Raw genomic sequence first — 17625 nt, 5'->3', positions numbered from 1 at the left:
TGGCCGGGCGTGTCTCGCGTGCGAGACTGAGGGCCCCCCGCGATGGAGTCATCCTTTGAGCACCTTGCTGAGCCATCCGCCCCTGCGCCGCCTGGACCAACTGCCCGGCCCACGCCCCCTGCCCATCGTGGGCAATGCCCTGCAGCTCAAGCGGCCACGCATCCACCTGGATTTTGAGCAGTGGGCACGCGAGTACGGGCCGACCTTCCTGGTGCGCCTGGGGCCCACGCCGGTGCTGGTGCTGACCGACCACGAGGCCATCAATGCGGTCATGAAAGACCGACCTGATGGGTTCAGGCGGCCAGCCAGCCTGGAACGGGTGGTGAAGGAGCTGGGCGGCGCGCAAGGCCTGTTCAGCGCCGAGGGCCAGGATTGGCACCATCAGCGGCGCATGGTGATGGCGGCGTTTTCACCCACCCATGTGCGTGCCTATTTTCCCGCCTTGATGAAGGTGGCTCAGCGCCTGAATGGGCGTTGGCAGAAAGCCGCGCGGCAAGGGCAGGCGATTGACCTGCAAGGCGATTTGATGCGTTTCACCGTGGACGCCATTTCCGGCCTGGCGTTTGGGGTGGACATGAACACTCTGGAGTCGGATGAAGAAGTCATCCAGCGGCACCTGGACAAGATCTTCCCCGCCTTGTTCAAGCGTCTCAACGCGCTGTTGCCGTATTGGCGTTACGTCAAGCTGCCGTCGGACCACGACCTGGAACGGAGTTTGAAAACCGTGAGGGAGGCCATCAATGGCTTCATCGAGCAGGCGCGCGAACGCATGCGCCAGGAGCCCGCCCGACGGGAGCAGCCCACCAACCTGATCGAGGCCCTGATTGTGGCCGCCGACCAACCCGACAGTGGCGTGAACGACGAGGTCGTGGCGGGCAATGTGTTCACCATGCTGCTGGCCGGTGAGGACACCACCGCCAACACCTTGGCCTGGTTGATCCACCTCTTGCACCGTCACCCGGCCGCTTTGCGGCAAGCGCAAGACGAGGTGCGCCGCGTGGTGGGTGAGGACCTGTCGGCCGTCACCATGGACCAAATGGGCGACTTGCCTTACGTGGACGCCTGCATCCAGGAAACCATGCGGCTCAAGCCAGTCGCGCCCTTCCGGGTGCAGCAAGCCTTGCGCGACACCGTGGTGGGCGATGTGCTGGTGCCCACAGGCGCGCTGGTGTGGTGCATCTCGCGCCACGATGCGCTGAACGATCAACACTTCCAGAACGGCGCGGCGTTCATGCCCGAGCGTTGGCTGGCCGAAGGCACGGCCAAAAAGGTCTCGACCCCCTTTGGCAGCGGCCCCCGCGTGTGCCCGGGCCGTTACCTCGCCATGGTCGAGATGAAGGTGGCCATGGTCACCTTGCTGAGCCAGTTCGACATCGACCGCGTTGACACGCCACAGGGCGGCGAAGCGCAAGAGCTGATGTCCTTCACCATGACGCCCGTGGGCCTGACCATGCGCCTCAAACCCCGCCTCAGTTGATGCCCAACAGCTGCTCGCGCAACTCGCGGGGCGCCAGAGGACCCATCACCGGGCGCAAGGACACGTCCCACAGCAATTCATTGTCGTGGGCGGGGCCCATGGACTGGCCGTTGAGCGAAGCAGCGATGCCCTCGCCAGGGATCCAGTCGATCAGCACCACATCGCCCTTGTGCAGCATGTCGATCTTGGCGTAGCCAGCGGCGATGGACTCGACTTCGGTGGTCAAGGCCTGTGCTTCGGCCTCGGAGGCACTGGCCGCGAAATCGTTCAAAAACTGTCGGGCGATGAGGAAGCCCTTCACGTCGCGGAGCATGACCAGGTGGACACGCTTGGGCCCGGCCAGCTTCACGACCTCGCCGAGCGTGTGGCGCTTTTCGGTCAGGTACAAGGCGCAGGTGTTGGTTTTGAAAAAGCCGCGCTTTTGAATCGACGCGCCGTTGAGCACCAGCTTGGCGCCCGCTACCTGAGCGGTGTCGTCGATGGCGACGCCCTCCAGCTCACGAGGTGGTGCGGCATGGGCCGCATTGGCCAGCACCATCAGGCATGAAAGCGCCCAGCGCCGCCATAGGCTTTGTCTCTTCACAGTGCGACTCCTCATTCTTGGCAGGGCTCATCGTCCCGCCATGATCATCGCAGCTTGGCTGTTTTGTGTAACACCGGTTTTCCCCCTCTTCAGTTCCTGGATAAAAAGCCGATACCCAAGGCTGTGCACCACTCCCAGGCCTTTCCATGACGACCACCGAACTGGCGCCGACGCGCACCTCTGCCATCCAGCAAGAGTTGGATCAAGCCAGGGCGAAAGGGCCACTGCAGCACATCGTCATTCCGCCTTGTCCGGAATTGCTGACACGATTGCAAAAAGCCATGGCGGCGGGCGAACCTGACCTGAACGAAGTGGCCCGAATTGCCTCCAGCGATGTGGCCATGTCGGCCACGCTGCTGCGCTCCGCCAATGGGCCGCTGTACGCCAGTGGTCAACCGGTGCAAAGCATTGGCCAGGCCATGAACCGTCTGGGGTTGACTGAAACGGCGGCGATCTTGACGGGTTTCCTGGCGCAAAACGCCATCCGCATCACCAGCGCGCACCTGCAAGGATTTTGGGAGCGTGCCACCAAGCGGGCCCTGGCCATGGCCTTCATCGCCAAGCGCCTGCCCGGCATGTCACCTGACCTGGCCTACACCTACGGCCTGTTCTGCCATGTGGGCCTGCCAGTGATGATGCAAAGCGTGAAGGGCTACGTGGGGACCATGGTGGAAGCCCAGGCCCGCGTTGATCGATCTTACGTGGCCACTGAAAACGCCAACCACCGCACCGACCACGCCGTGGTGGGCGCTTTGGTGGCCCGGGTTTGGCGGTTGTCGCCCACCTTGATGGCGGCCATCCGGCAGCACCACGACCTGGCCTCGCTGGGCGATCGCTTCACCGAGCCTGAGGTGCACACCCTGGTGGCGGCCGGTCTGCTGGCCGATCACCTCTTGCGCTTGCAGGAGGGCCTGCAGCCGGAAAAGGATTGGACGGCGCACGGTGCCAAGGCTTTGGCCTGGCTCCAGGTCTCGGCCGATGAGCTGGCCATCTGGGAAGACGAAGTGATGGAAATGCTGGAGATCAGCTGATCTCCAGCCGGGCCCGACCCGTGATCAGCCGATGGACCGAACGAGGCGGATCGTCTCGATCTTCACGCCACCCATGTCCACCGTCTTGGCCGTGGTCAGTTCGCGCTTGAAGCCTGCCACCTCGTGGAAGGTCAGGGCGCGCTCGTTGCGCAAGGGCAGCCACAGCGACACGTGGGTGCAGCCTTCGTCTTCCAGGCCATCGCGGGCGGCGTCCCACAGGGCCAGGCCGGCGCCGGTGGCCCACAGCTCAGGGGTGACGTAGATCTGCCAAATTTCGCCCATGGTGGAGGGGGTCTTGGGGTCGCGTGAGCGGTCATAGCCGACGAAGCCCACCACCTGCTCGCCCTCGGTGGCCACCTGGATCTGAGGTTCGCCCATTTCGATGGCCTCGCGCCAGTAGCCCTGGCGCTTGGTGGCGAACAGGGTGCTCAGCAGTTCGTCAGGCACCAGGTCCTTGTAGGAAGCCTGCACGGCGGCGGCGTAGATGTCGGCAATGGCCATGGCATCGCGGGGAATGGCGGAGCGAACCTGATATCGGGACATGACTGATTGGGTGTTGTTGGACGGATAAGTTCTGGACGAGGATTGTCGTCGCATCCGGGCAGCGCACAATGCGCACCATGAAAATCCCCAAAAGACTGGAACCGCTGATTGAAGATGGCTTGATCGACGGGGTGGTGCGCCAGCTGATGAGCGGCAAGGAGGCGATGGTCTTCGTGGTGCGCTGCGGCGACGACATCCGCTGCGCCAAGGTCTACAAAGAGGCCAACAAGCGCAGTTTTCGCCAGGCGGTGGACTACACCGAGAACCGCAAGACCAAAAACAGCCGCCAGGCGCGCGCCATGGCCAAAGGTACGCGCTATGGCCGCCAGGCGCAAGAGGCCGCGTGGCAGAACGCCGAAGTCGATGCCTTGTACCGGTTGGCCGGTGCGGGTGTGCGCGTGCCCAAGCCCTACAACTTCCATGAAGGCGTGTTGCTGATGGAGTTGGTGACGGGGGCCGATGGCGATGCCGCTCCGCGCCTCAACGACCTGTCTTTCGAGCCCGAGCTGGCCCGCCAGTACCACCAGACCTTGATCATGGAAGTGGTGCGCATGCTGTGCGCTGGCGTGGTCCACGGTGACTTGTCGGAGTTCAACATCCTGGTGGGCTCCGATGGCCCGGTCATCATCGACCTGCCCCAGGCGGTGGACGCCGCTGGCAACAACCATGCCTCCGACATGCTGGAGCGCGATGTGGCCAATCTGCGCAACTACTTTGGGCAATACGCGCCCGAGCTGCTGACCACCGACTACGGCCGAGAAATCTGGGCCCTGTACGAAGCCGGGGCCCTGAACCCGGAGGTGAAACTCACCGGCCAGTTCGCCAAAAGCGAAAAAGCCGTCGACCTCGGCGCGGTGCTGCGCGAGATCGACGACGCCAAGGATGAAGAAGCCGCCCGCAGGCTGCGGCTTCAAACACCTGCTCAGTAAGGGCAGTTTTCCTTGTAGGTGGAGATCAGCGAGCCCGTCAGGTCAGCCTGGTGGGGAGCGCCGCACAGGAAGGGGCTGTAGCGGGTGTCGCCGTCCACAAAGCGCTTCAGCCACGAGATGCTGTACTTGCCGATCAAGGTCTTGGTGGCGGTGTTGGCCGAGCTGTTGGTGCAGAAGTGGCTGGCGCCCTTCATTTCCAGCAATGCCTTGGTCAAGGTGGGCGTGAAGCTGTCATAGAACCTGTTGGCGTGGTCCTTGACCGGTGCAATGGCGTCGCTTTCGCAGGACACGATCAGCGTCGGCACGGTGGTCTTGCTGTAGTCCTTGGTGGTTTCCCACGGGGCCAGCGGAATCGAGGCCTTCAGATTGGGGTTGTCGCGGGCCGCGTCGAGCGAGCCGCCTCCGCCCATGGAGTGACCCATGACGGCCAGGCGCGAAGCGTCAACCTTGCCGGCGAAGGGGCTGGTCTTGGTGGCGCTCAGGGCGGTCACTTGGGCCAGGGCCGCCATCATTTGCTTGGCGCGGTTGGTGGGCACATCCAGGATGGTCTTGGTGCCGATGGTGACGACCACGAAGCCGTGTGAGGCCAGCAGCGGGCCCAGCCAGTTGATGGCTGATTGGCCTTCAGTGAAGCCCGGGGTCACGGAGACCAGGCCATAGGCGCTGCCCGTGGTGGGGTAATAGACCGTGCCGGAGCCGTAGCCGCTGGGCGAGGACACTTTGACGTTGGCCACGGCCAGGGGGCCGGCCTTTTCAATGCTGGCGGTGGTGGGGTCAGCGCCGGTTTGCTGGGCTTGGACAGCCAGGGACAGGGCCAGGGCGCTGACGCCCAGTGAAACCTGCAGCAGGCGAGAGAGTTTGGTGAGTTTGGTGTGGTTCATGCCGCCAAACATACCGTCGATGTTGTCAAAATTCGATTGGTGTATTTACCGCCCCGCGTTAAAGGGGGTGTGGATCAAATGGCACGCAAACTGTCGTGCAAAGCCACAAAATCCTGGGTCAGCTTGTGGCGGGGATCCAGGTGGATCATGGGCATGGCCTGCTGGTGCGATTCGCGGATGCGCACCGAGGCGCTCAGGTAAGGCTGCAGCACGGGCAGGCCTTCGTCGATCAGCTCCTGCACCAGTTTTTGCGGCAGGTTGGCGCGCGGCTGGAACTGGTTGACCACGATGCCATCGACTTTCAGATCGCTGTTGTGATCGGCCTGGATCTCTTGCACGTTCTCCAACAAGGCGTAAAGCGCCCGGCGCGAGAAATCGTCGCAGTCAAACGGGATCAGACAGCCTTGGGCGGCGATCAGGGCCGAGCGCGTGTAGAAGTTCAGCGCGGGCGGGGTGTCGATGTAGACGCGGTCGTAGGCCTCGTCCAGTTCCGACAGGGCGTCGCGCAGTTTGTAGATCTTGTGGCGCGATTCGAGCTTGCTTTGCAGCTCTTCCAGCTCGGGGCTGGAGGGCATCAGGTCGAGGTTGTCCCACTGCGTGGCCACCACGAAGTCGGCGGTGTTCTTGGGCCGGGCACTGAATTTCAGCGTCTGGTCGAAGAACTCGGCCAGGTTGGCGGTGCCCTCCTCGATCGAATCGCCCATCAGGTAATGCGTGGAGTTGCCTTGGGGGTCCAGGTCGACCACGAGCGTGCGCAGTCCTTGGCTCGCACTGATGGCCGCCAGGTTGCAGGTGATGGTGGATTTGCCGACACCACCTTTTTGGTTGAACACAACGTAGCGCATGGTCCGGTCCCTTCTGCTGATGAATGCGCATTGTGCACTGCAACAATGCGCATTCTGGTGGTGCAGGGTGGGTGATTTCAGGCAGAGTGTGGCTTGCCCAACCACCAACGCATGACATGACGCAGAGCTGCCCCAAGTGCCACCATGTTCGCCAGCCCGGAGCGGTGGCCCCCGATTGGCAATGCCCCGCTTGCGGCGTGGCTTATGCCAAGGCCTCCGAGGGCTTGAGGCCCCAACCCGTGCGCACCGATGTGTTCGTGGCCCGGCAGCAAAGCCAGTTCGCGTGGGGCAAGTGTGTGGCGGCGGCCGTGCTGGCTTATGGCGCGTGGATGGGGTGGCAGGCGGCGGCCAAGCACCGCGCCGAGGGCGGCGCCACCGAGCAGTCTTCGTCAGGCGATGTGCAGGCTTTGGCGGCCTCGGTCAAGTCGGGCGATGTGATCATCTACACCACCACCACCTGCCCTTATTGCGCGCAAGCCAAGGGCTGGTTGACGCAGAACGGTTTTGCCTTCACCGAATGCGATGCGCAAACCAGCATGGACTGCGAGCGCAAGTTGCAGGAGTTGGGCGGCGTGGGCGTGCCCTTCCTGATGGTCAAGGGCAAGCCCATGAAAAACGGGTTTGACTCGGACGAGTTTCTCGCTTTGCTGAAGTCTTAGTCCTTAGCGAGGTTTTTTGCGCCCAATGGCCTTGTGGGCCATGCCGCCCCCCACGCTTTTCACCGAACGGGTCGGCGATGCGCTGGCGCCAGTCTCGCGCGGTGGCAAGCCCGTGTGCTGCGTCAGGATGCGGCCCTTGGTCACCGGCGACGTTTTGACCGCGCCCGTGGGCGTGGAGTTTTTGCGGCGCGCGGTCTGGTAGCTGCCGTCCAGCACGGGCTGGTAGGTCGGGATCAGGTGGTGTTTGCCATTGCCGATCAGGTCGGCGCGGCCCATGTCTTTCAAGGCCTCGCGCAGCAAGGGCCAGTTGTTGGCATCGTGGTAGCGCAAGAAGGCCTTGTGCAGGCGACGCCGACGGTCACCGCGCACGATGTCCACCGTTTCGCTGTCACGGGTGATCTTGCGCAAGGGGTTGCGGCCGGTGTGGTACATCGCGGTGGCCGTGGCCATGGGCGAGGGGTAGAAGGTCTGCACCTGGTCGGCCTTGAAGCCGTTGCGCTTGAGCCAGATGGCCAGGTTCATCATGTCTTCGTCGCTGGTGCCCGGGTGGGCGGCAATGAAGTAGGGGATGAGGTACTGCTTCTTGCCGGCCTCTTCGCTGAACTTCTCGAACAGCTGCTTGAAACGGTCGTAGCTTCCGATGCCGGGCTTCATCATCTTGGTGAGCGGGCCCTGCTCGGTGTGCTCGGGCGCGATCTTGAGGTAGCCGCCCACGTGGTGGGTGACCAGCTCTTTGATGTACTCGGGCGACTTGATGGCCAGGTCGTAGCGCAGGCCCGAGCTGATCAGGATCTTCTTGACGCCCTTCAAGGCCCGCGCTCGGCGGTACATCTTGATGAGCGGGCCGTGGTCGGTGTTCAGGTTGGAGCACACGTCCGGGTACACGCAAGATGGCTTGCGGCAGGCCGCCTCGATCTCGGGCGATTTGCAGCCAATGCGGTACATGTTGGCCGTGGGGCCGCCCAGGTCGGAGATGACGCCGGTGAAGCCTTTGACGCTGTCGCGGATGGCTTCGATTTCCTTGATGACCGAATCTTCGCTGCGGCTCTGGATGATGCGGCCTTCGTGCTCGGTGATGGAGCAGAAGGTGCAACCGCCGAAGCAGCCGCGCATGATGTTGACGCTGAAGCGGATCATCTCCCAGGAGGGGATTTTGGTGGCGCCATCGTGGCTGCCGTTTTCGTCGGCATACGCGGGGTGGGGTGACCGCGCGTATTGCAGATCGAAGGTGAAGTCCATCTCGGCCGTGGTCAGCGGGATGGGCGGCGGGTTGATCCACACGTCGCGGTGGCCGTGGGCCTGCACCAGGGCGCGCGCGTTGCCGGGGTTGGTCTCCAAATGCAGCACGCGGTTGGCGTGGGCGTAGAGCACCTGGTCGCTCTTGACTTGCTCGTAAGACGGCAGCCGGATCACCGTGCGGTCACGCGGCGGCATGTTGATCTTGCCGGTGGGCTTGACCACGCTCAAAGGGTTGCGCACGAAGGCGATCGGCTTGACGCCGCTGCCCATGGCGGCGGCCATGGCGCTGGTGGCATCGCCGCCTGAAGCTGGCATGGGCGAGGGCGGACCATCGGCTTTGGCGGCGTCTTCCTTGGCGCAGGTCGTGCCCTGCGCTTCGGCCTGTTCTGACGTGGTTTGGTAGGGGTTGATGTGCTCGTCAACGCGGCCAGGCATGTCGACTTGGGACGAGTCGAGCTCGAACCAGCCCGCCGCGGTGGGGTCGTTGGTGCGGCGCATGAAGGCGGTGCCGCGCACATCGGTGATCTGCTCGATGGGCTCGCGCGCAGCCAGGCGGTGCGCGATCTCGACGATGGCGCGCTCGGCGTTGCCGTAGAGCAGCAGGTCGGCCTTGGCATCGGCCAGGATGGAGCGGCGGACCTTGTCTTGCCAGTAGTCGTAGTGGGCGATGCGGCGCAGTGAGCCTTCGATGCCGCCCATGATGATGGGCACGTCGTTGTAGGCTTCCTTGCAGCGCTGCGCATAAACCAGCGAGGCGCGGTCGGGGCGGCTGCCGCCTTGGCCGCCGGGCGTGTACACGTCGTCGCTGCGGATCTTGCGGTCGGCCGTGTAGCGGTTGATCATCGAGTCCATGTTCCCGGCGGTGACGCCGTAGAACAGGTTGGGCTTGCCCAGCACCTTGAAGGGGTCGGCGCTTTGCCAATCCGGCTGCGCGATGATGCCGACGCGAAAGCCCTGGGCTTCGAGCATGCGGCCGATCACGGCCATACCGAAGCTGGGGTGGTCCACGTAGGCGTCGCCCGTCACGATGATGATGTCGCAACTGTCCCAGCCGAGCGCGGTCATCTCGTCCCGGCTCATGGGCAGGTATTTGGCCGTGCCAAAGCGTTTGGCCCAGTACGGACGGTAGCCGTTCAGGGTCTTTTCAGCTTTGGGGATGGTGATCGGCGAGGCGGTGGCGGACATGGCAGGCGGCGAGACAACGAAGGGGCAACCCTCTATTGTCCACTTTCAGGGCAAATCCATGGCCCTATTTTGAGTAGGGTGGTTGCCCGGCGCCCGCCGTCAGGGTGTGCGGGGCGTGTTTTTGTAGGTGTCGATCAAGGCTTGCAACAGCTCGACGGTGGGTTGAGCGGACAGTTTTTCGGCGATGGCCTTGATGTCGTCCACCGGCAGCTCCCACCACTTGAACTGGCCCAGCAGCTCACAGATCTCAGGTTCAAACCTGAATCTCACGTGTTTGGCGGGGTTGCCGCCCACGATGGCGTAGGGCTCGACGTTCTTGATCACGACGGCGTGGGCGCCAATGACGGCGCCATCACCGATGGTCACGCCCGACATGATGGTGCTGTGGTGCCCGATCCAGACATCGTTGCCGATGACCACGTCGCCCTTGGTAGCGGGATGGCCCTTGATGTGCATGCCGCCCAGTTGCTCTTGGAACACGTGCCCGAAGGGAAAGGTGGTAATCCAGTCGGTGCGGTGGTTGCCGCCCAGGAAGATGGTGATGTTGGAGGCGATGGAGCAGAAGCTGCCCATGCTGAACGAGGCCCCCTCGCCCCATTCGTGGATGGACAGGTATTGCGTGCCGTAGTTGAAGCGCCCGAACGAGACCTTGCTGTTCCCGATCACGCCGTAGCGGGGCAGGTTGGGGTCAAGAGCGGTCATGGGGCGTCATCCTGTGGTCATCAAGGTGAAGACTTTATACACGCGGCTCTGCCGCCCCAATCGCTCAAAGTTCGTTGAGAAAACGAACCTTCACCTTTTTGCCCTTGACCTTGCCTTCGGACAGCTTGCTGACCGCCTGGCGGGCAATGCCGCGCTCCACCGCCACATAGGTGTGGAAGTCGTTCACATTGATCTTGCCGATTTGCGCACTGGTGAACCCCGCTTCGCCGGTCAGGGCGCCCAGCACGTCGCCCGGGCGGATTTTTTCCTTGCGGCCGCCCAGGATCTGCAGGGTGATCATGGGGGGCAGCAGGGGCTCTGAACTGGCGGGCGTCAACTCGCTCACCGGGTGCCATTCGGAGGGCTTGCCCTGCGCGACTTCGATGTTGCCGACGCGGCCCATCTCGTTCATCGTGGCCAGGTTGAGGGCCCAGCCATTTTGATCAGCGCGGCCGGTGCGGCCGATGCGGTGCACGTGGATCTCCGTGTCGGGCGTGATGTCGACGTTGATCACGGCCTCAAGCTGCGCGATGTCCAGGCCGCGCGCGGCCACGTCGGTGGCCACCAGCACGGAGCAACTGCGGTTGGCAAACTGGATCAGCACCTGGTCGCGGTCGCGCTGCTCCAGGTCGCCGTGCAGGGCCAGTGCCTCGATGCCTTGGGCCGTGAGCACATCGACCAGGTCGCGGCATTGCTGCTTGGTGTTGCAAAAGGCCAGGGTGCTGACGGGGCGGTAGTGCTGCAGCAGCAGCGCCACGGTGTGCAGGCGCTCGGTCTCGGTGATTTCGTACCAGCGCTGGCGGATCTTGCTGTCGTCGTGCTGCTGGGTCAGCTTCACCTCTTGCGGATTGCGCAGGAACTGCTGGCTCAGCTTGGCGATGCCTTCAGGGTAGGTGGCCGAGAACAGCAGGGTCTGGCGATCCTTCGGGCACTGCTTGGCCACCTTGACGATGTCGTCGAAGAAGCCCATGTCCAGCATGCGGTCGGCTTCGTCCAGCACCAGGGTGTTCAGGGCGGACAGGTTCAGGGTTTCGCGCTCCAGGTGGTCCATCAGGCGGCCGGGCGTGCCGACCACGATGTGGGCGCCGTGCTCCAGGCTGTCGATCTGGCCGCGCATGGGCGTGCCGCCGCACAGGCTCAGGATCTTGATGTTGTCTTCGAAGCGGGCCAGGCGGCGGATCTCTTGGGTGACCTGGTCGGCCAGCTCGCGCGTGGGGCACAGCACCAGGGCCTGCACCGCGAAGTTCTTCGGGTCCAGGCGCGTCAGCAGGGCCAAAGCGAAGGCGGCGGTCTTGCCGCTGCCGGTCTTGGCTTGGGCGATCAGGTCTTGGCCGGCCAGCGCAATGGGCAGGCTGGCGGCCTGGATCGGGGTCATGGTCAGGTAGCCCAGTTGCGTCAGGTTGTCCAGCATGGCGGGGGCCAGGGGCAGGAGGCTGAAGGGCTGGTCGGCGGAGGTCTTGGCGGTCGGGGTGGGGGCGTTCATGTGGCGGATTATCCGCGCCGGGGCTGCCACCCCCTAATTTGTCGTCCCTGAATTGGTTGGCAGTTGCCGCCATATGCAGCAGCATTGGGCATGAGCTCCTCCATCCAATCTTCGCTTGAACATCCCGGCCAGGCCGCGCACCCGGGCGCTGGCGCGCTTTTGCAGTCTGCCGAGCAGGCCGCCTTGCAGGCGCGCAGGCAGCAGGTGCTCGGCGAGGCGTCGGTCCATGCAGAGACCGAATTGAAGCTGCCACGGGTGGGCCTGGCTTTGTCGGGCGGCGGCGTGCGCAGCGCCACTTTTGCCTTGGGTTTGATGCGTGGCCTGGCCCAGCACCGCCGTGGCGGCCCAGATGGTGTGCCCGTTGATGAGAGTACGCTGGATGCCGATGGCCTGCTGGGGCGTGTCGATTACCTGTCCACGGTCTCGGGCGGAGGCTACATCGGGGGTATGTTCGGGCGCCTGGTGTCCAGTTTTGGCATCGCGCGTGCGCAGGCCTTGATGGCCGACGCGTCATCGCCGGTGCTGGAATGGCTGCGGCGCAATGGGCGCTACCTGTCCACCTCGGGCTCGCGCGATTGGGGCACGGCGGTGGTCACTTACCTGCGTGCCGTGCTCGCCATCCATGCGGAATTCATGGTGGCCTGCATGCTGGTCGGCCTGATCGTGGTGGCGCCGCACTTGTTGCAGCACAGCACCCAGGTGCTTGATCCCAAAGGCTGGGCCTTCTGGCAGACGCCCTGGTGGGTTGTGGCCTTGGCGGGCTGGCTGCTGACCGCGCCGGGGCTGATCTCGGGCTATTGGGCGGCGCGAGACACGGCCAACCCGGGCGCCAAGTCGGCGGGCCCCAGCGTGGGCGATGTGCTCTTCCTGCTGGGCTGTGCTTTCGGGACCTGGGTGTTGGTGCGTTGGTCAATCGCGGCGCAGTTGCTGGACCCTGGTCATGATGGTTTGACGGCCATCAGCGCGGCGGTGTTGGCGCTGTTGTCCATCACGGTGGGGCAATCGCTGGCGCAAGGCTGGTTGCTCTTCAGCGGCGATCCCCATGCCTTGGCCGTGGCCCGCTTGCGCAATGCGCTCACCCGGGCCTTGCGCATGGTCACGCTCGCGGCATGTGCAGTCGCCGGGCTGGGGGCGCTGGATGTGCTGAGTTGGTGGTTGCTGGAAGAGCTGCAATCCCAGGCGGGCAACGAGAACTACCTGTGGCGTGGCGTGGGATTTGGCGGTCTGGTGGCCCTGGGCCTGCGCACCATGGTGCAGCCATTGCAGCAAATGGCGGCCGAGGCGGGTGGGCGCGCGCGCGAATGGCTGCCTCGCCTGATCAATGTGGGCAGCCTGGCGGGGCTGTTGGTGTTGGTGCTGGGCTGGTTGGTGCTGTTGCAATGGTTCATCTTCGCGCCCGACACCTTCGCGCCGCTGATCAACACGCCTTCATGGATGCGGGCGGCGCTGGTGGCCCTGGTGTGGTTCACGTGGGTGGTGCTCACGGCGGGCAATGCCCAGATGCCCAACACGTCATCACTGCACAGCTTCTACCGGGCGCGCCTGACCCGCGCTTACCTGGCCGTGGGCAATCCCCGGCGGGGGCTGGGTGCTGGTGGTGGTGGTGGTGCGGGTCGGGCCGACGTCACGTCGGTGGAAGAGGGTGATGACATGGGCTTGCGCCACTACCAGCCCGAGTTGCGCGGCGGCCCCATCCACCTGGTCAACACCTGCCTGAACCAGACGCGGGATGACCTGAGCGGCCTGTACAACGCCGACCGCAAAGGCGCGGCGGTCACGGCCACCTGGCGCGGCCTGGAGGTGGGCCCATCGCGCTTCATCCCGATGCAGGCCGATCACGACGCTGGCACGCTGGGGCGGTGGGTGGCGGTGTCAGGTGCGGCGGCCTCGCCAGGGGCGGGCGCCTACACCACTCGGGGATTGGCCCTGTTGCTGTACTTCCTGGGCGTGCGCCTGGGCCATTGGATTCGTTCGCCAGGCGCGCTCGTGCCCTTGCGCTGCTTGAGCGATTTGTCGTGGCGCTTTCTGCCCAAGCCATTGATGCTGGCCAGCGAGGCAACGGCCGTCTACTTTGGGGGCGATCGACCCTGGTGGTACCTGTCGGATGGCGGGCACTTCGAGAACACCGGCGTTTATGCGCTGGTCAAACGCGAGCTGGATTTCATCATCCTGTCCGATGCCAGTTGCGATCCACGCTACGAGTTTGGCGACATCGAGAACCTGGTGCGCAAGGCCCGCATCGATTTTGGCGCCGAGATCGATTTTTACTCGCGCGAAGAGGCCCGCCGTTTGTTCACCTCGGATTGCGAGGGTGGCCTGACGGTGCTGTCGCCCGAAGACGTGGCGAACAGCCATTCCTGCCGAGGCGTGCTGCTGGCGCGCATCCGCTACCGCGAGCGCCCGGTCAAGCGCGATGATGGCCAGACGGTGTTGATGCGCCCCGAGGGCACGCTGCTGATCGTCAAGCCCAACCTGCACAACGCGCTGGACGTGGATGTGCTGGCCTACGCGCAAAAGCGCGAAGACTTCCCGCACGAGTCCACTGGCGACCAGTCATTTGATGAAGCCCAATGGGAGAGTTACCACCGCCTGGGCGAGGACTTCGGCTTGGCCATGCACGAGACCTGGCTGGCGCAGTTGCCCGGCTGGCGCAGCCCGGCCCACCACGGCATCCGCGTGGCCGCGCGCCTGAACGACGCCAAGGACTCGCCCGACAAAGCCCAGGCCGCCCCTTGGTGGCGCCGCACGGCCCGCGCCACCGCCATTGGCACGACCTTGGGCCTGGGCGCTTCGGGCACCTTGATCCTGTCGGCCTGGCAAACGATCGAACAGGTGCAGCGCAAGGAGGCCGAGTCGCGCACCGAAGCCAGCAAGCTGTTCGCCGAGGTGTCCAAAGGTTTGCAGGGCATCGATGCCAGCTGCCCCAAGATGCCGGAGTTCCTGTATGTGCAGACGAAGACGCTGCTGCAGGTGATGCGGGGCAGCCCCTTGCTGAGTTTGCTGGAGCGCGAGGGTGTGGATCTGGTGGCCGCTCGCATTGCCACCGACTTTGCCAAACCGGGGGCCACCGAGGCTGAATGCCCGGCCACCGCTTTGCGCATGCGCAGCGAGCTGCAACTGGTGTCGTCGTTCCAACCAGCCAGCTCCGCCTTGAGCTATTGGGATTCGGGCAACTCACCGCTTGGGCAGGCCTTGGCGGCCGACGCCGTGTGGCAGCAACTGAAAAACTGGAGCGCCAAGGGGCCGCTGACCAACACCGCCAAAGCGCCCGTTGAGCCTGTGCCAGCGGTGCCACCGAAAGAGGTGCCAGCCGTGGCGGCCACGACGCCCGCCGCCGTGTCGCTGGAGGCCTGCCGCCGACCACAGGGCAACACGATCTTGTACGTGCAGGTGTATGACGAATTTTCTCGCGTGCCCGCCACGGTTTTGCGTCAGACGCTGCAGGCCCAGGCGGGTGAGCTGGTGCAGGTGGCGCCGATCGAGAACGTGACGCTGAGTGCTCAGGTGCGCCAGCAGCGGCGGCCAGCGCCCTGGCCTCAGCCCACCTTTGTGCTGCACGATCCTGGCAGCCGGGCCTGTGCCAAAGCCATGGCGGGTTTGCTGGGCCTGCCTTGGGTGGGGCCGGGTGAGTCGGCGGACAAGGTGTGGGTGCGCGATCTGCCCAAGTCACTCAACCGGCGCCCCGGGGTGATCGAGTTGTGGTTGCCGCCCAGCTTGCAGCAGACGTCGTCCAACAAGTCGGGGGCGATGCCCGCGTGAGGCGGCCCGCTACCCGGGCGCCTCACGCGCCTCAGGCCTTCAAAGCAGCGGCGTGATGCGCAATGTGGTCGCGCATGAAGGTGCTGATGAAGTAGTAGCCGTGGTCGTAACCTTCATGCCGACGCACCGTGAGGGGTTGGCCATGCTGCTGGCAGGCGGCCTCCAGCAGGTGCGGGTGCAATTGGTCCGCCAGGAACTTGTCGGCCAAGCCCTGGTCAAGCAGGATGGGTGGGCATTTGTCCCCGCCCTTGACCAATTCGGTGGCGTCGTGCCGGGCCCATTCTGAAGACTCATCACCCAGGTAGCCTTGCAGCGCCTTGCGGCCCCAGGGGCATTGCGTGGGCGCGGCGATCGGCGCGAAAGCCGACACGCTCTTGAACAACGAGGGGTGCTTCAAGGCCAGGGTCAAAGCGCCATGGCCGCCCATCGAGTGGCCAAAGATGCCGGTGCGCTCGGCATCGCCTTTGAAGTGCTGCAACACCAAGGGCAGCAGCTCTGTCGTCAGGTAGCTTTCCATGCGCCAATGCTGGGACCAAGGTGCCGCTGTGGCGTCCAGGTAAAAACCGGCTGCCGTGCCGAAGTCCCAGTTGGCATCGGCGCCTTCAAGGCCCGTGTTGCGCGGGCTGGTGTCGGGGCTGACCAGGATCAGGCCATGCTCGGCCGCGTACTGCTGGGCGCCCGCCTTGATGGCGAAGGTCTCTTCGGTGCAGGTCAGGCCCGCCAGGTAGCACAGCACGGGTGTGCTGGCTGAATGCAGCGCCTGCGGTGGCCGGTACACGCCAAAGCGCATTGGCAAGCCAATGGTGCTGGAGGCGTGTTGGTAGAAGCCTTGCACGCCGCCAAAGCAGGCATGCTCGCTGAGCGTCTCGATGGTGGCGGTCGTCATGGCCAACGCGCGCTCAGTACATCACCACCGAGCGGATCGACTCGCCACTCTTCATCAGGTCAAAACCTTCGTTGATCTGATCGAGCGACAGCTTGTGCGTGATCAGGTCGTCGATGTTGATCTTGCCGTCCATGTACCAGTCGACGATCTTGGGCACGTCGGTGCGGCCGCGCGCGCCGCCAAAGGCCGATCCTTCCCACTTGCGGCCGGTCACCAATTGGAAGGGGCGGGTGCTGATCTCGGCACCGGCCTCGGCCACGCCGATGATCAGGCTGCGCCCCCAGCCCTTGTGCGTGCACTCCAGCGCCTGGCGCATGGTGGTGGTGTTGCCGATGCACTCGAAGCTGTAGTCGGCGCCACCGTCGGTCAGTTGCACGATGGCGTCGACCACATTGGGCACATCTTTCGGGTTGATGAAATGCGTCATGCCGAACTGGCGGGCCATGGCTTCGCGCTTGGGGTTCAGGTCCACGCCGATGATCTTGTCGGCGCCCACCATCTTGGCCGCCTGGATCACGTTCAGGCCGATGCCGCCCAGGCCAAAGACGACCACATTGGCGCCCGCCTCGACCTGCGCGCTGAACAGCACCGCGCCCACGCCCGTGGTCACGCCGCAGCCGATGTAGCAAACCTTGTCGAAGGGCGCGTCAGGCCGGATCTTGGCCAATGCGATCTCGGGCACCACGATGAAATTGCTGAAGGTGGACGTGCCCATGTAGTGCAGCAGCGGATCGCCATTGAGCGAAAAGCGTGACGTGCCATCGGGCATCAGGCCCTTGCCCTGCGTGGCGCGGATCTTCTGGCACAAATTGGTCTTGCGGCTCAAGCAGAACTTGCACTGGCGGCATTCGGGCGTGTACAGGGGGATGACGTGGTCGTCCTTGCGGAGCGAGCTGACGCCGGGGCCCACATCGACCACGATGCCCGCGCCTTCGTGACCCAAAATCGCAGGGAAAAGCCCTTCGGGGTCGGCGCCCGACAAGGTGTAGTAATCGGTGTGGCAAATGCCGGTGGCCTTGACCTCGACCAGCACTTCGCCCTCGCGCGGGCCTTCCAGATCGACGGTTTCAATGGTCAGGGGCTGTCCGGCTTTCCAGGCGACGGCGGCACGTGTCTTCATGGGCGTTCTTTCAAGGCATTCGGTGAGGTGGGGACATGATAAGTGCGGCATGATGCCGCCATGAAAAATCCCCCCAGCCAGGACCCGTTGCACGGGCTGACGCTCGAAACGATCCTCAACGAATTGGTGGCCGGCTACGGTTGGCCAGAGTTGGGTCGGCTCATCAACATCCGTTGCTTCCAGGCTGACCCCAGCGTGTCGTCCAGTTTGCGCTTTCTGCGCAAGACGCCCTGGGCGCGAGAAAAGGTTGAAGGCTTGTACCTGTTCATGCTGCGGGAGCGGCGCCGGTCGGGGCAAAGCTGA

At 64.4% G+C, this 17625-nt stretch carries 15 protein-coding genes; 6 read left to right on the top strand and 9 right to left on the bottom strand.

Going from position 1 to position 17625, the window contains the following annotated elements:
• Positions 1 to 55: 55 nt before the first annotated feature.
• Positions 56 to 1477, top strand: coding sequence for a cytochrome P450 (locus PSV38_RS10855; protein WP_300547309.1), 1422 nt, complete (start codon positions 56 to 58; stop codon positions 1475 to 1477).
• Here the strand turns inward: PSV38_RS10855 and PSV38_RS10850 are convergent.
• Positions 1470 to 2060 (bottom strand): chalcone isomerase family protein, encoded by a 591-nt coding sequence (locus PSV38_RS10850; protein WP_300547307.1) that lies wholly within the window; start codon positions 2058 to 2060, stop codon positions 1470 to 1472. The genes PSV38_RS10855 and PSV38_RS10850 overlap by 8 nt on opposite strands.
• Positions 2061 to 2206: 146 nt before the next feature.
• Here PSV38_RS10850 and PSV38_RS10845 point away from each other — a divergent pair, with 146 nt between their 5' ends.
• A complete protein-coding gene (locus tag PSV38_RS10845) occupies positions 2207 to 3091 on the top strand; it encodes an HDOD domain-containing protein (protein WP_300547305.1) in 885 nt (294 codons plus the stop codon).
• A gap of 24 nt (positions 3092 to 3115) precedes the next feature.
• On the opposite strand, the gene PSV38_RS10840 is transcribed toward PSV38_RS10845, so the two are convergent.
• A complete protein-coding gene (locus PSV38_RS10840) occupies positions 3116 to 3634 on the bottom strand; it encodes a GNAT family N-acetyltransferase (protein WP_300547304.1) in 519 nt (172 codons plus the stop codon).
• Positions 3635 to 3711: 77 nt separating this feature from the next.
• Between PSV38_RS10840 and PSV38_RS10835 the strand changes: the two genes are divergently transcribed.
• Positions 3712 to 4563 carry a PA4780 family RIO1-like protein kinase gene (locus tag PSV38_RS10835; RefSeq protein ID WP_300547302.1) on the top strand — a complete coding sequence of 284 codons (852 nt, stop codon included), beginning with the start codon at positions 3712 to 3714 and terminating at the stop codon, positions 4561 to 4563.
• Here PSV38_RS10835 and PSV38_RS10830 read toward each other — a convergent pair.
• Positions 4557 to 5444, bottom strand: coding sequence for an alpha/beta hydrolase (locus PSV38_RS10830; RefSeq protein WP_300547301.1), 888 nt, complete (start codon positions 5442 to 5444; stop codon positions 4557 to 4559). The genes PSV38_RS10835 and PSV38_RS10830 overlap by 7 nt on opposite strands.
• Before the next feature lie 74 nt (positions 5445 to 5518).
• A complete protein-coding gene (locus tag PSV38_RS10825) occupies positions 5519 to 6289 on the bottom strand; it encodes a ParA family protein (RefSeq protein ID WP_300547299.1) in 771 nt (256 codons plus the stop codon).
• Positions 6290 to 6405: 116 nt separating this feature from the next.
• Here PSV38_RS10825 and PSV38_RS10820 point away from each other — a divergent pair, with 116 nt between their 5' ends.
• Complete coding sequence (locus PSV38_RS10820; protein WP_300547297.1) at positions 6406 to 6948, top strand: glutaredoxin family protein; 543 nt, start codon at positions 6406 to 6408, stop codon at positions 6946 to 6948.
• 3 nt (positions 6949 to 6951) lie between these two features.
• Here PSV38_RS10820 and PSV38_RS10815 read toward each other — a convergent pair whose 3' ends face one another.
• The 3 genes from PSV38_RS10815 to dbpA form a co-directional block, all read right to left on the bottom strand.
• On the bottom strand, positions 6952 to 9372 hold the full coding sequence (locus PSV38_RS10815) for a YgiQ family radical SAM protein (protein WP_300547296.1): 2421 nt from the start codon (positions 9370 to 9372) through the stop codon (positions 6952 to 6954).
• Positions 9373 to 9471: 99 nt separating this feature from the next.
• Entirely contained in the window at positions 9472 to 10074 is a 603-nt protein-coding gene (locus PSV38_RS10810; protein WP_300547294.1) for a CatB-related O-acetyltransferase, read from the bottom strand.
• A 64-nt stretch (positions 10075 to 10138) separates the two neighbouring features.
• On the bottom strand, positions 10139 to 11557 hold the full coding sequence (gene dbpA / locus PSV38_RS10805; RefSeq protein WP_300547292.1) for an ATP-dependent RNA helicase DbpA: 1419 nt from the start codon (positions 11555 to 11557) through the stop codon (positions 10139 to 10141).
• A gap of 90 nt (positions 11558 to 11647) precedes the next feature.
• Here dbpA and PSV38_RS10800 point away from each other — a divergent pair, with 90 nt between their 5' ends.
• Positions 11648 to 15316: a hypothetical protein gene (locus PSV38_RS10800; protein WP_300547290.1), complete on the top strand. Its 3669-nt coding sequence runs from the start codon at positions 11648 to 11650 to the stop codon at positions 15314 to 15316.
• Between the two features lie 31 nt (positions 15317 to 15347).
• Here the strand turns inward: PSV38_RS10800 and fghA are convergent, their stop codons facing one another.
• Entirely contained in the window at positions 15348 to 16202 is an 855-nt protein-coding gene (fghA, locus tag PSV38_RS10795) for an S-formylglutathione hydrolase (protein ID WP_300547288.1), read from the bottom strand.
• Positions 16203 to 16215: 13 nt separating this feature from the next.
• Positions 16216 to 17322, bottom strand: coding sequence for an S-(hydroxymethyl)glutathione dehydrogenase/class III alcohol dehydrogenase (locus PSV38_RS10790; protein WP_300547286.1), 1107 nt, complete (start codon positions 17320 to 17322; stop codon positions 16216 to 16218).
• 60 nt (positions 17323 to 17382) lie between these two features.
• On the opposite strand from PSV38_RS10790, the gene PSV38_RS10785 reads away from it, so the two are divergent.
• Positions 17383 to 17625, top strand: coding sequence for a VF530 family protein (locus PSV38_RS10785; protein WP_300547284.1), 243 nt, complete (start codon positions 17383 to 17385; stop codon positions 17623 to 17625).

The organism is Aquabacterium sp. (assembly GCF_029946005.1).
GTDB lineage: Bacteria > Pseudomonadota > Gammaproteobacteria > Burkholderiales > Burkholderiaceae_C > Aquabacterium.
The sequence above is the reverse complement of the archived record's forward strand: the minus strand, read 5'-3'. Positions and strand labels throughout refer to the sequence as shown.

Bases quoted from the DNA above. Each gene is read 5' to 3' on its own strand.
- PSV38_RS10845 (WP_300547305.1), top strand. From the start codon at position 2,207: ATGACGACCACCGAACTGGCGCCGACGCGCACCTCTGCCATCCAGCAA.
- PSV38_RS10840 (WP_300547304.1), bottom strand. From the start codon at position 3,634: ATGTCCCGATATCAGGTTCGCTCCGCCATTCCCCGCGATGCCATGGCC.
- PSV38_RS10835 (WP_300547302.1), top strand. From the start codon at position 3,712: ATGAAAATCCCCAAAAGACTGGAACCGCTGATTGAAGATGGCTTGATC.
- PSV38_RS10830 (WP_300547301.1), bottom strand. From the start codon at position 5,444: ATGAACCACACCAAACTCACCAAACTCTCTCGCCTGCTGCAGGTTTCA.
- PSV38_RS10825 (WP_300547299.1), bottom strand. From the start codon at position 6,289: ATGCGCTACGTTGTGTTCAACCAAAAAGGTGGTGTCGGCAAATCCACC.
- PSV38_RS10820 (WP_300547297.1), top strand. From the start codon at position 6,406: ATGACGCAGAGCTGCCCCAAGTGCCACCATGTTCGCCAGCCCGGAGCG.
- PSV38_RS10815 (WP_300547296.1), bottom strand. From the start codon at position 9,372: ATGTCCGCCACCGCCTCGCCGATCACCATCCCCAAAGCTGAAAAGACC.
- PSV38_RS10810 (WP_300547294.1), bottom strand. From the start codon at position 10,074: ATGACCGCTCTTGACCCCAACCTGCCCCGCTACGGCGTGATCGGGAAC.
- dbpA (WP_300547292.1), bottom strand. From the start codon at position 11,557: ATGAACGCCCCCACCCCGACCGCCAAGACCTCCGCCGACCAGCCCTTC.
- PSV38_RS10800 (WP_300547290.1), top strand. From the start codon at position 11,648: ATGAGCTCCTCCATCCAATCTTCGCTTGAACATCCCGGCCAGGCCGCG.
- fghA (WP_300547288.1), bottom strand. From the start codon at position 16,202: ATGACGACCGCCACCATCGAGACGCTCAGCGAGCATGCCTGCTTTGGC.
- PSV38_RS10790 (WP_300547286.1), bottom strand. From the start codon at position 17,322: ATGAAGACACGTGCCGCCGTCGCCTGGAAAGCCGGACAGCCCCTGACC.
- PSV38_RS10785 (WP_300547284.1), top strand. From the start codon at position 17,383: ATGAAAAATCCCCCCAGCCAGGACCCGTTGCACGGGCTGACGCTCGAA.